Source organism: Flavobacterium alkalisoli (assembly GCF_008000935.1).
GTDB lineage: Bacteria > Bacteroidota > Bacteroidia > Flavobacteriales > Flavobacteriaceae > Flavobacterium > Flavobacterium alkalisoli.
In genome coordinates this window covers 3,655,995-3,669,335 of record NZ_CP042831.1, presented here as the reverse complement: position 1 = coordinate 3,669,335, position 13,341 = coordinate 3,655,995, and the positions used below count along the sequence as shown (strand labels likewise).

The 13,341-nt window shown below is 38.5% G+C and carries 12 protein-coding genes; 4 read left to right on the top strand and 8 right to left on the bottom strand.

Translation table 11 applies throughout. The annotated features are described in order from the left end of the window. Positions 1-134: 134 nt before the first annotated feature. Positions 135-596 (bottom strand): hypothetical protein, encoded by a 462-nt coding sequence (locus FUA48_RS16620; protein ID WP_147584576.1) that lies wholly within the window; start codon positions 594-596, stop codon positions 135-137. Positions 597-715: 119 nt separating this feature from the next. On the opposite strand from FUA48_RS16620, the gene FUA48_RS16615 reads away from it, so the two are divergent. After that, the gene (locus FUA48_RS16615; RefSeq protein WP_147584574.1) at positions 716-1,894 is read left to right on the top strand and encodes an AIR synthase related protein; all 1,179 of its coding nucleotides are present in this window, start codon (positions 716-718) and stop codon (positions 1,892-1,894) included. Between the two features lie 166 nt (positions 1,895-2,060). Next, complete coding sequence (locus FUA48_RS16610) at positions 2,061-2,792, top strand: YqjF family protein (protein ID WP_147584572.1); 732 nt, start codon at positions 2,061-2,063, stop codon at positions 2,790-2,792. Between the two features lie 64 nt (positions 2,793-2,856). On the opposite strand, the gene FUA48_RS16605 is transcribed toward FUA48_RS16610, so the two are convergent. Next, on the bottom strand, positions 2,857-5,976 hold the full coding sequence (locus FUA48_RS16605) for a right-handed parallel beta-helix repeat-containing protein (protein WP_168197006.1): 3,120 nt from the start codon (positions 5,974-5,976) through the stop codon (positions 2,857-2,859). 180 nt (positions 5,977-6,156) lie between these two features. Between FUA48_RS16605 and FUA48_RS16600 the strand changes: the two genes are divergently transcribed. Then, positions 6,157-6,588, top strand: a complete 432-nt coding sequence (locus FUA48_RS16600) for a hypothetical protein (protein WP_147584568.1) — start codon at positions 6,157-6,159, stop codon at positions 6,586-6,588. Positions 6,589-6,658: 70 nt separating this feature from the next. Here FUA48_RS16600 and FUA48_RS16595 read toward each other — a convergent pair whose 3' ends face one another. The 6 genes from FUA48_RS16595 to FUA48_RS18495 form a co-directional block, all read right to left on the bottom strand. Further along, a complete protein-coding gene (locus FUA48_RS16595; RefSeq protein WP_147584567.1) occupies positions 6,659-7,765 on the bottom strand; it encodes a peptidylprolyl isomerase in 1,107 nt (368 codons plus the stop codon). Between the two features lie 13 nt (positions 7,766-7,778). Further along, positions 7,779-8,336 (bottom strand): gliding motility-associated peptidyl-prolyl isomerase GldI, encoded by a 558-nt coding sequence (gene gldI, locus FUA48_RS16590; RefSeq protein WP_147584566.1) that lies wholly within the window; start codon positions 8,334-8,336, stop codon positions 7,779-7,781. Between the two features lie 5 nt (positions 8,337-8,341). Continuing rightward, positions 8,342-9,355 (bottom strand): DHH family phosphoesterase, encoded by a 1,014-nt coding sequence (locus FUA48_RS16585; protein WP_147584565.1) that lies wholly within the window; start codon positions 9,353-9,355, stop codon positions 8,342-8,344. 130 nt (positions 9,356-9,485) lie between these two features. After that, positions 9,486-9,959, bottom strand: coding sequence for an SRPBCC family protein (locus tag FUA48_RS16580; RefSeq protein ID WP_147584564.1), 474 nt, complete (start codon positions 9,957-9,959; stop codon positions 9,486-9,488). 5 nt (positions 9,960-9,964) lie between these two features. Then, complete coding sequence (locus tag FUA48_RS16575; RefSeq protein WP_147584563.1) at positions 9,965-10,639, bottom strand: DUF4919 domain-containing protein; 675 nt, start codon at positions 10,637-10,639, stop codon at positions 9,965-9,967. Positions 10,640-10,709: 70 nt separating this feature from the next. Further along, on the bottom strand, positions 10,710-11,474 hold the full coding sequence (locus tag FUA48_RS18495) for a glycine-rich domain-containing protein (protein ID WP_205729422.1): 765 nt from the start codon (positions 11,472-11,474) through the stop codon (positions 10,710-10,712). A gap of 298 nt (positions 11,475-11,772) precedes the next feature. Here FUA48_RS18495 and guaA point away from each other — a divergent pair, with 298 nt between their 5' ends. Continuing rightward, positions 11,773-13,302: a glutamine-hydrolyzing GMP synthase gene (gene guaA, locus FUA48_RS16565; RefSeq protein ID WP_147584562.1), complete on the top strand. Its 1,530-nt coding sequence runs from the start codon at positions 11,773-11,775 to the stop codon at positions 13,300-13,302. The last annotated feature ends 39 nt before the right edge of the window (positions 13,303-13,341 follow it).

Here is a 13,341-nt window from a genome sequence, read left to right as displayed (position 1 = left end):
CTGTTTTATTTTAAATGATGGATTTTAAAAATTTAATGATTTTTCCATTCATTAAGAGGTCAAAGAAATCTTTATGACGTAAAGTTTAATTCCGATTCGTAAAGAGTAAATTGAGAAATCTTATACATATTATTCTAAATGTAATCAAAATACCTTGTGTACCAAGTTGGTTTATAGTTGGTATAAACATTTTTAAAATCTTCAAAACTACCGTCATAAATAGTGTCAAGATGGTTATAACTAATATATGTGAAACCGCTCTTTTTTAGAATTCGTTTAATTCGGTCAGCCATTTCATTTATAAGCTCTTCTTCAAAATTTATTGTCACAAGCTTCCCAAAATTACTTATCCGTATAGAGTAGCCTAATTCATTTTTATAGTTTTCAATGAGCTGTTTCGGTATTTTTAAATCGCAAAAGAAACTTGCATCCTGTATCTGATTATCTACTATGAAATCTATATTGAAAAAACAGTCTAAATCTTTTTTCAAAGAAGTAACCTTTTTATACAGAGTATGATAGTTAAAATAAGAAGGGTGTTCATATTTGCCTTTCTCATCAAAATTTAAAAGTATATCGTGTACTTGATTGTCCATTTTTAACTATTACGCAACTAATATATCACTTTACTTAAACATAGCAATTGCTAAATTAAACAATTGCCACATTAACAAATTAAAGTTATCTTTGCACTCAGCAATACAAACCCTATTTCATGAGTTCTGATAACAGCAAACGCTATAGCCTAAGGGGAGTTTCGGCTTCTAAAGAGGATGTTCACAATGCTATTAAAAACATAGATAAAGGCTTATTTCCAAAAGCTTTCTGTAAAATTGTACCCGACTATCTAACAAACGATGAGGAGTACTGCCTTATCATTCATGCCGATGGTGCAGGTACTAAGTCGTCACTGGCTTATATGTACTGGAAAGAAACGGGAGACATTTCTGTATGGAAAGGTATAGCTCAGGATGCCCTTATCATGAACATAGACGATCTTCTTTGTATAGGTGCTGTAGATAACATTATGTTGTCATCTACCATAGGGCGTAATAAGAACCTTGTTCCGGGTGAGGTTATCTCGGCTATCATTAACGGTACCGAAGAACTTATTGAGGAGTTAGGGAAATTTGGTGTAACCATCCATTCTACAGGTGGGGAGACTGCCGATGTGGGCGACCTTGTTCGTACAATTATAGTAGACTCTACAGTAACTGCACGTATGAAACGTAAGGATGTTATTGATAACGCTAACATTAAAGCCGGTGATGTTATCGTGGGCCTTGCTTCTTATGGTGAAGCGTCTTACGAAAAAGGATACAACGGTGGTATGGGAAGTAACGGACTTACTTCTGCACGTCATGATGTGTTTGATAATTACCTGGCTCAAAAATATCCAGAGAGCTACGATGCTGCTGTTCCGGCAGAGCTTGTTTACTCAGGAAAAACCAAACTTACCGATGCTGTTGAAAACAGCCCTATAGATGCCGGTAAGCTTGTACTGTCGCCTACACGTACGTATGCGCCAATCATCAAAAAGATACTTGATAAATATACTCCAAACGATATTCACGGTATGGTACACTGCAGTGGTGGTGCACAAACTAAGGTGCTTCACTTTGTAGATAATGTACACGTAATAAAAGATAATCTTTTCCCTGTACCGCCATTATTTAAGCTTATACAGGAACAGAGTGGTACCGACTGGAAAGAGATGTACCAGGTGTTTAACTGCGGTCACCGTATGGAGCTTTATGTTCCGCAGGAAATTGCCGAAGACATTATTTCAATCTCTAAATCATTTAATGTAGATGCACAAATCGTAGGAAGGGTAGAGGCTTCTGATAAGAAAGAGCTTACCATTACCAGCGAATACGGTACATTTACTTACTAAAATATTTAATCCGCCCACTGAGGCGGATTTTTTTATTTCTTATATTGGAGTTTATTTAGATTGCTCCACTACACTTCGTTTCGGTCGAAATGGAATTCCATTCCGAATGAAGCGATAGCGAAATCGAGGAATCTCTATGTAATTGTGATTTAACCTTACCAAACCAATGAACAATACCTTTCTTAATGCACAATGGCGTAAGCTTGTAATGATGAATTATGCTGTAGATCCAAAGATTCTGAAGCCTTACGTACCTTTTAATACCGAACTCGATTATTTTAACGATACCTGCTATATAAGCCTTGTGGGCTTTATGTTTGTGGATACAAAAGTACTGAAGCTTAAAATCCCTTTCCATATTAATTTTGAAGAGATAAACCTTCGGTTTTATGTAAAGTACGGCAATACCGAAGATTATAAAAGGGGAGTGGTATTCATTAAGGAAATAGTACCCCGACCTGCGCTTACCTTTGTAGCTAATATGCTTTACAACGAAAACTATGAAACGCTGCCTACCCGCCATAGCTGGATAGAGCGTGACGATTCGTTAATGGTAGAATATGGTTGGAAGAAAGACGACTGGAACAGTATTAGGGTTACGGCAGACATAGAAGCTACGGATATAAAAGAGGGCAGCGAAGAAGAGTTTATTACCGAACATTTTTGGGGCTATACCAAAGTAAATGAAAGCGTAACTTCGGAATATGAAGTGGTGCATCCGCGCTGGCAGGTTTATCCTGTAAAGGATTATGAGATTAATGTAGACTTTAAAAATGTTTACGGACCTCAGTTTGATTTCCTGAAAGCACTAAAGCCTGTCTCGGTATTTTTGGCAGAAGGTTCTGATATCGTCGTTAAAAAAGGAAAGAAATTAAAAATAGTAACCGAATTGATATAAATAAAAAAGGGCAGTTTTAAACTGCCCTTTTTGCCAACCATTAAATTAAGATATATTACACCAATTACCTTCCAATAATAAGTTTGTGGGTTTCGGTAGCTGTATCGCTAACAATCTGCATTACATAAGTACCAGATGCAAATTGCTGCATACCCACTTCGGCAATCATTCCGTTTGCCTGCATTTCCATAACCAGTTTGCCTGTTGCAAGGTCATATACGGCTATTTGTGCATTGCTGCCATGCTCCTGTGCCAACTCAAGATTAAATACTCCGTTAACCGATGGATTAGGGTATACCATGCTTCGGTTTACAGATGCTACAAAGTCTTCTGTATCTAAAGAGCAGGTTTCCTGCGATTCATAAGCACCAATGTCCCTGCGACCGTTAAATACATCCTGACCTAACTGATCCTGAGAGTTGTCGTTAGGGTCTCCCATATCGGCAGCTGCACTTGGGCATCCCAGTTTATGTGTAAAAGTATCCCCTCCGTTATCACCTAATGCTAAAAGTTCAATTTCTAATGGAGTAGTTAATGATCCTGAAATATCGGTCTCAGCACTAACATAAGCTTCTGCTTCGGCGATACCCACAAGGTTATATCCCATTGAGTTTACCATTTCGCCTTCGGCATATATATCGGCACCCGCTACAACCGAAAGGTTTCCTGCCACAATAGTATTTGCTACAGTAGGAGCCATCATAGAGTTGTTAGATATACCACCACCGCTTATAGTAGCCGAGTTTAAGGTTATGGTATTAGCGTTTATCATCAGTTCGGCATTGTTATAAATACCACCTCCGTTTGTTAGTGAAGTATTGCCCGATATAGTGGTTTTAACCACATTTGCAGAACCTGCATTTATATGTATACCGCCACCTTGTCCCAATAATCCGGTAGCACTGTTATTTGATATTGTAGAAGCATTTACATTTAATGTACCTCCGTTATTAAATATACCTCCGCCACCGTCATCGGCAGCTACTCCTGCAGCTACGTTACCATCTATGGTTACGTTGTTTACAGTCATTATACTTCCGTTCTGATTCCAAAGTCCGCCCCCCTCACGTGCAGCAACATTTAGATTTACAGTACCTCCGTTAATTTCTACCATAGCAGCACCACTAATGTGTAGTGCACCACCATTCCCCGGATTAGGAGCACCTGCACTTCCGCTAACATTATTTTCATTAAGGAATGATGTATTTATAGTAAGATCTCCGTCCACAATCTCAATACCACCACCTGCACGGTTAGCACTGTTAAGCGTAATACTTGTATCGTCTATGGTTACCATACCAGCTCCGCTAAAAATACCGCCGCCGCTGCCGCTTGTTCCTGTAGCAAGATTGCCCGAAATGGTACTGTCTGAAATTTGAACCATACCACTCACATTAAATACACCACCACCGCCATCTGTAGCTGCGTTACCTTCGGCTTCGTTATTTTCAATCATTACATTGGTAATAATCATGGTTCCGCTTCCGTTCCATAAACCACCGCCCTGTAGCGAAGCAGAGTTATTGTTAACCATACCGCCTGTAATGGTCGCACTACCAGATCCGGTTATGTGCAGACCACCACCATTACCCGGAGGGCCGGATACTGAGTTTCCGCTAAGGTTTACATTGGTAAGTATAATTGTGCTTGTACCTGAGTTGTCTTCTATACCACCACCAGCTCTGATAGCCATGTTTCCTGAAATTTCGGAATCGGTAACAGTAAGCTGCGATCCTACATCGTTAAGTATACCACCGCCACTGCCCAGTGTTCCGTCTGCAGTGTTGTTACTAATTGTAGCGTTAGCGATTACAAGAGTACCTGCATTAAGGTTGTAGATACCACCACCGCCCTGATCGGCTCCTGCACCACTAGCAATATTGTTTGTTATAAGTGTTCCATCTATGTTCATGGTTCCCGAACCATTCCATAAACCACCACCTTCAGCTCCTGCCTCGTTTCCGGAAACCACACCGCCATTTATGATAATATTACCCATTCCGGTTACGTGAAGTCCGCCACCGTTACCAGGCGAATTGTTTGTTGTATTGTTTGAGATAGTAACATCATTTAATGTTACAGCACCTGCCATCCCTGAATTATCTTCTATACCACCGCCTGCGCGATTAGACACATTGCCTATAATCTCGGCTTCGGTAATGGTAAGTGTACCACCTACGTCGTTAAGTATACCACCTCCTGAACCTGAAGCACCATCGGCAGTATTGTTACTTATAACTGTTTCGGCATTTATCATAAGCATACCGCTAAGGTTGTAAATACCTCCACCACCTTGATCGGCACCTGCACCACTGGCAGTATTTCCGCTTATTACAGTACCTTCTATGGTCATCATACCGCTTCCGTTCCAAAGTCCGCCGCCTTCGGCTGCTGCCATATTATTATTTACGGTACCTCCTGTAATTACAGTATTTCCTGCTCCGGTAATATGTAGTCCGCCGCCATTACCGGGGCTTGATCCTGTCATGTTATTGTTAAGTGTAACATCGGTAAGGGTAATGGTAGTCCCTGCACCTGAGTTGCCCTCTATACCACCACCTGCACGACCGGCAGCATTACCTGTAATTACACAGTCGTTTACGGTAAGGTTACTTCCTGTACCTACCAGAATAGCTCCTCCGCTACCTGCTGTGCCATCGGCCTCGTTACCGGTAAAGGTTGATGCGTTAATAGTAACATCACTCATCCCTGTAATGTAAATGGCGCCACCACCCATGCCGGCTGTAGCACCACTTGCCGTATTGTTAGTAAAGGAGCTGTTGTTTATAAGTACATCGGTACCTGATATAGAAAGTGCCCCACCATTATCTGATGCGGCACCGCCTGTAAAAGATATATTGTTAATGGTTACCATCGATGCATCTGTAATAACAAAAATACTGTTGCTGTTTCCGCCACTTATAATAGTAGCATCATCTCCATTACCGTTTATAATAAGTTCCTTATCAATAGTTATTGAACTACTAAGTGTAATAGTGTTGTTATTGGTGGTTATTGCAAAGTTAATTGTACTTCCCGCCGTAGCATCCAGTACTGCCTGTCGCAGTGACCCCGCGCCACTGTTATTGGAATTTATTACAGTATATACCTGAGCATTGGCTGAAACTCCAAGGAAAAGGCATACTACTATAATAATTTTTAAAAGAGTAGATTTTTTGTCCATATCATTAAACATTTTTGGTTTGTATTATTTGTAGTTACGATTTTAATTGTTTAATGGTTTTGCAGTGAAATAGTTAAATAAAACTTAAAACGATAATTAACCCTGCGTAAATAATTTGATTTGAAGATTTTTTGAATGAAAACTATTACTACCTTTAATAAAAATTTAATTACACAGGACATGAAAGTAAACTTAAAGAGCGGAGTAGATAAGCTTTTGTTCGGGATGAAACAAAATGATGTAAAGGCCGTATATGGCGAGCCTGACAGAGAATATAAAGACGATGAGGAGAACATTATTTATGTATATAATGACAGGAAAATGAGACTTACCTTTTATGAGGATGAAGACTTAAGACTTGGATACATTATCTCATCGCATCCTGACCTTGAACTTTTTTCGCACAAAGTAATAGGGAAGAAGTGGGCTGAAGTGGCATCGCTAATGAAGGATAATAAGGTGAACTCTTTTGAAAAAGAACCTTATGATATTACCGATAACTATTTTAATGAAGATAACTGGGTTATTTTTCAGGTAGAGTTTGAAGAGGTTAATACCTTAGAGGTAGGTGCGGTATTTAATAGCAATGATGAATTTGACTGGAAGTTTTAAACTTTAGATAAAGACAACAAAAAAAGGACATCGGTTATGATGTCCTTTTTTGTTATACCAGAGCCTGATATTATTTCTTTTCAGGCATTTTGTCAAGTAATTTTATCTCAAATGTAATATTAGCATTTGGAGGGATAACACCACCTGCACCTCTTTCACCATAAGCAAGGTGTGAAGGGATGTAAGCTATAAGTTTATCGCCTATATTCATTTGCTCAATAGCTTCAATAAATCCAGGAATCATACCTGTTTTCTTACCTGTTTGGAAAGGTATTGGAGCATAAGCACCTGCAGCATCTTTTTGAGGGATGTAGTTACCAAACTTTTTAGCAGTTTCCACGTCGCTTGAATCAAACAGGGTTCCGTTTTCAAGGAAGCCACTGTAATCTAAATATACTTCAGATCCAGGTAGCGGTTTTTGTCCAGAACCTTTCTCTAAAATTTTGTAAACAAGCCCTGAAGCAGTTTTAGTACCTGTAGTTTTAAGTTCGCTTATGTAAGCAGCCATATCTGTTTTGGCTTTAGCAAGTTCTTCAGCTTTCTTTTTCTGCTCTTCAGCAGCTTTTTCATAGTACTCCTTGAAAACTTTATCAGCCTTGAATTTCTTAGCTTCTTTACCAACGCGTATAATTTTTACGCTAATCATATCGTCACCGTTCTCAATTAGGTTTACCACATCCTGGCCTTCAATAACGTGGCCAAAAACAGTATGTATACCATCTAAGTGAGGTGTAGCTTTATGTGTAATAAAGAACTGGCTTCCGTTTGTGTTAGCACCGGCGTTAGCCATAGACAGGATACCTTCTTTATCGTGTTTAAGATCTGTAATCTCATCAGGGAATTTGTATCCCGGTCCGCCAGAACCGTTTCCGTTAGGATCTCCCGTCTGGATCATGAAGCTTTTAATAACACGGTGAAACTTTAAACCGTCATAAAAAGGTTTTCCTTTTCTGTCACCTACTACCATTTCATTTGTTCCCTCTGCAAGAGAAACAAAGTTGGCTACCGTAAGCGGAGTTTTTTCATACTCAAGCTGTAAAAGGATTTTACCTTTATTGGTTGTAATTTCAGCATATAGGCCGTCTCCCAGTTTAGGGTCTGTAGCGACAGCATCGGTATTTTTGCAAGAAAAAAGTAAAGCAACAAGGCTTAAGAATAAACTTGTCATTGGTTTCATTTATAGATTTTGATTAATTTTTCTTTGTGTCGTCCGGCTTAATGTCGTTAAGGGTAACGGTACACATTAAAGGCTGATTAGTACCTATCTTGTTTAGGTCGCCCCTGTAGCCGTAACCAAGGTTTGAAGGAAACAGGAAAGTTACTTTCTCACCTTTGTTCATAAGCTTTATACCATATCTAAGGCCTGCCATGATATCTTCCTTATCTACATAGTATACCTGAGGTTTTAATTCTTGTTCGGTATAAATCACATTACCTTTTATATCTTTTATATCATAAGTATAATAGGCAATGTCACCACGTTTAGGTGTAATGGTATCTGTAGTGTTTTCTATATCATAGCGGTACCAGTAACCTTTGTCGGCTGCATGGTATTTATGCTCCGGACTCTTTTTAATAATAGAATCTATAGCCGACTCCTCATTAGCAATAAGTGCCTTGTTGCGTTCTATAGACTCCTGCATAAAAGTACCCGAACTATGAGAAACAGGATACCTTGCCTGTTGTTTTGAACAGGCTGTTATAAGGATTGCAATAAAAGCTAAAGGCAATAAAAATGTCTTCTTCATTTTTGTCAGTCTATTTTAGTGTGTGCTAATGTAGCAATAAATTTTTGTATTGTAGCTTCCAGAGTATCTGTAGATTTACCTCCGGCAGCATTAATATGTCCGCCGCCGCTAAAATGCTCACGGGCATACTGGTTAACATCAAAGCCGTCCTTAGAACGGAAGGATATTTTTATTATTCCCTCATCCTTGTTTTCTGTAAACATAGCCGTAAACATAATATCTTTCATGCTAAGCCCGTAATTTACAATACCCTCTGTATCACCTTTAGCATGCCCAAAACTGTTTAGTTCGTCCTGAGTAAGGTAAGTGTAAGACGTTTTGTAAAGCGGCATTACTTTCATGTTCTGCAAAGCCCTTGCCAAAATTTGTATACGGTTATGAGAATGATTGTCGTATAGAAGGCTATGAATTTCGCTGTTGTCTATGCCTTTATCAATAAACTCTGCAACGATGCGGTGTGTGGTACCTGTAGTTGATGGGTACCTGAAAGAACCCGAATCGGTAACAATACCTGTATAAAGGCAGGTAGCAAGGGTTTTATCTATAAGGTCTTTTTCATTAAGCATGTTTATAAAATGATACACCATTTCGCAGGTAGAACCATAGCTGGTGTCGCTAAACATATAAGCAGCATAGCTATCGGGTTTTTGATGATGGTCTATCATTATAAACGGAACCGTAAGTGCTTTTAGTACCGCTTCCATTGTATCTCCTGTACGGCTAAGCACATTAAAGTCGAGTGTAAATACTATTTCGGCTTCCTGTAAAATACGCGTGCTTGTTTCAGTATCTTTTTCAAATACTTTTACTGTATCCGATTCCGGTAACCAAGTTAAAAAGTCAGGAAACTCATTTGGAGAAATAACCGTTGCATCATGCCCTTTTAATTTAAGGAAGTGACGTAGTCCCAGTGTTGAACCCATGGCATCGCCATCAGGATTACGATGTGGTATTATGGCAATTTTTTTAGGAGAAGCCAGTAAACTCTTAATCTTATCAATATCGTGTGAAGTCATCATGCTGCGAATTTACAGTTTTTTGCTTTATAAGTTTGTTTTAGCGAATGAGGTATTCAAAAAAAAAGCCTCATTAGGTGTTGCCCTACTGAGGTTGTACTTTGGTTGAATATTTATTAGTCTTTTACCGTGTTTAGCTAGTGCCGTTTAGTTGTATGGTGCTTATATGCTTAATGTCATTTTCGGCAAACCTTTTAAAGTCATAAAGGTATTTTAAGGACTGTTTTTTAAAAGATCCCGGCATTATAAAGGCTATTATTTTCATAAAGCCTTTAAACTCAAAATAGTTTTCAGAAACATATTTCGTCCTGTCTCCCGGTAAAGATATAAATCTGTTTTTTACCACATTATAAACCCCGTTTGCCTCATAGGTTCCTGTATATTCTTCCGGTAGTTTCTTTACGGTTATGGTTTCCAGCATTTCAATATTACGGTTACCCATCCTGAATATCAGGCGGGATTTTGCACCCGGTTGCCCGGGTACACCGTTAAGAAGTTCAAAGCTTGCTAACCCGTCCATCCAGTGTTTCATGTTGTCGGGGTTGTCAAAGAGCTCGATAACCTTACTTACAGGTAGCTCGATTTCAATTTCAACTGTATATTTCATTTTAGCTAAAATTTGAGAGAATTAAGACATCTCGAGACTTCAAAATATAGTCCGTCTATATAGTAAGAGTTTTCTTTTAGGGTTAAATAATCATAAAGACCATCAACGAGTTCTTGCTGTCCGCCATATTCAAACCCTAATATATTTAAGAGTTCATATTCGTTCATAACATTAATTACGTAAAAACTGGACTCTTTAGATGTGCCTTCACCTGTACTCAGTATAGCGTCGAGTATTATATTGGCCTGTACGGTTTGTTTTATGGCATCATCATATTGTTCCAGCTCCTTATAAACAAATATCCTGTATTCCATCATTCTTATACTGAAGGGGTATATTTTTAATATCTTAGAAGACAGGGTCAGTATGTCCTGATAATCCTGCTTGGTAAATTCCTCCTGTTGTAAAATTTTGTTGAGATCCTGTTGTGCGTCCGAACGCTCATAAGGTGCATATTCATCCTGAAAAGAATAGCCAAAATAAAGATGCCTGCGTTCTTCTAAAGTCATAGTACTGTCAGCGACTATATATCGGGCATAAAGCTTATCAAAATAATAAGGAGAGTTTTTGTCTTTTACATTTTTCTCAATAAGATCGAAGTCAGGTTTTTTTAATTCAAAATCCTGGGCATAAAAAGACTGTGTAAGAAATAATATTAGTAAGGAATAAAGTAATTTCATGTTGGTAGTGGGTTGATTGATTAAAGATAGTGAAAATAGTTTAATTTTTTAACATAAAACAGGTGGAATATTAATCTCCGCCACAGCCTCCGCATCCGCTACAGCCAGATCCGCATCCGCTGTTTCCGTGAGAGCTGCATCCGCTATTGCAGCTATCGCCGGAACAAGAGGAAGTAGTACACCCACTATTTGAGTTTCCGTTGCCTCCTCCTTTCCTAAAGGCATTGATTAAAGCTATTATAATAAATATAATAACTATTACAGTTAAAGGTATGCCGTTGCCTGAAGCCTGAATACTTATAGCTATCACAACGGCAACAAAAGATACTTTTAAAAGCTTTTGTGCTAACAAAGAAGGTTTTTTAATAAGCCAGTAATTATCTATACTTACCCTTTGAAAATTAATTTGTGTAAAACGGGTTTTGTTATCCTGCCAGATGTCCTCTGGCGGAATGGAACCAAACATCTCGTTGTAAATTACATGAAGATCGGAATAGCTGTTATTAAACTTTTTCCTTTCAGCACCTCCTCCTTTGGTTGGGTTGTGGTGTATTTCCCTTTGCAGGGTGTCACGGCAAAAGTCTATCCAGTATGATTTTGTATAGGTTAGATGTAAGTGCCATGCCTGGTCTACAGAATCGGATGGTGTTACGGGAGATTTAGATACACAGCATAAAAAAATGAACTTCCTATACTCTTCTATAACTCTGTTGGTATATTCTTTTGTCCAGCCGTTTTCCCTTGCAAGGCGTGCCGAAAATGTAAAGGATGCATCGGGGTCATCTAACCTGAAGTTTGAGATTTTATCCCATAGGTCTTTTTCGGGTGTGGTCATTTAAAAGCTAAAATTTTGTTAAAAATATAAAAATGATATTAAATTACATGTTTTGATTTTTTTTCTTTTGTTACTAAATTGTAATCTGCCGTTTTTGAGTGTTTTTTATGAGTAAGGCATTTGCTTTTGACATTTTTAGATAAAACAATCCTGTAAAATAACTTTTTGTTTGATGAAAACTCAGGTTGATTTTGGGTGCTAATGGTGCATATTTGTTGATAAACCTGCTAAAAAATAATCAAATTAAAAAACATAAAAACTCATTTTTCAGTTTCAAAATATTGGATTACTTTTGCGCATGCAACACAATGTACTTATTCTAGATTTCGGATCGCAATATACTCAGCTTATTGCGAGAAGGGTTCGCGAGTTAAATATCTTCTGCGAAATTTTCCCTTACAACAACCCACCGGGTGATTTATCGTCTTATAAAGCTGTAATACTTTCAGGTAGCCCGTTTTCGGTAAGGGCAGAAGATGCACCGCATCCTGACCTTTCTGAGATTAGAGGTAAACTGCCTATGCTTGCAGTATGTTACGGAGCTCAGTATCTTGCTCACTTCCACGGAGGTGAAGTAGCCCCTAGTAATATACGTGAGTATGGTCGTGCTAACCTTTCTTATGTTAAGGAAGATGAGCAGTTTCTTGAAGGTGTTTCTGCAGGTAGTCAGGTATGGATGAGCCACAGTGATACAATCAAGCAATTACCTACTAATGGTGTAAGGCTTGCAAGCACTAAGGATGTGGAAAATGCAGCTTACAGAATTGAAGGCGAAACAACTTATGCAATACAGTTTCACCCAGAGGTTTACCACTCTACAGATGGTAAACAAATGCTGGAGAACTTTTTAGTAAAAATTGCAGAAGTGCCTCAAAACTTTACTCCAGATACATTTGTTGAAGATATTGTAGAGGAGCTTAAGGTTAAAATTCAAAATGATAAAGTAGTACTTGGACTTTCAGGAGGGGTAGACTCTACTGTTGCTGCAGTACTTTTAAATAAGGCAATTGGCAAAAACCTATACTGTATTTTTGTAAACAACGGACTTCTTCGTAAAGATGAGTTTGAAAATGTATTACACCAATACAAGGATATGGGGCTTAACGTTAAGGGAGTAGATGCATCTGAAAGGTTCCTTAGTGAGCTTGCAGGTATTGAAGATCCTGAAACTAAAAGAAAAACTATCGGTCGTGTATTTATCGAAGTATTTGATGATGAGGCACACTTACTTACCGATGTTAAATGGTTAGCTCAGGGTACTATCTATCCAGACGTAATTGAGTCGGTTTCTGTAAAAGGACCTTCAGCTACCATTAAATCTCACCACAATGTAGGTGGATTACCGGACTTTATGAAACTTCAGGTTGTAGAACCGCTAAGAATGCTTTTTAAAGATGAGGTAAGAAGAGTAGGTGCTACTTTAGGAATTGATCCTGAGCTTTTAGGAAGACACCCATTCCCTGGGCCAGGTCTTTCAATCAGGATTTTAGGAGATATCACTCCGGAGAAAGTACGTATACTTCAGGAAGTTGATCATATATTTATCCAGGGTCTTAAAGATCACGGCCTGTATAATAAAGTATGGCAGGCAGGTGCAATATTATTACCTGTAAACAGTGTAGGTGTAATGGGAGACGAGAGAACTTATGAGAAAGTAGTTGCACTTAGGGCTGTAGAATCTACAGATGGTATGACTGCAGACTGGGTTCATCTTCCTTATGAGTTCCTGATGAAGGTTTCTAACGAAATTATCAATAAGGTAAAAGGTGTAAACAGGGTTGTTTATGATATCAGCTCTAAGCCACCGGCCACAATTGAATGGGAATAAGAAAATAGATATTTAAGTTATATAATAAATAAGCCTTCA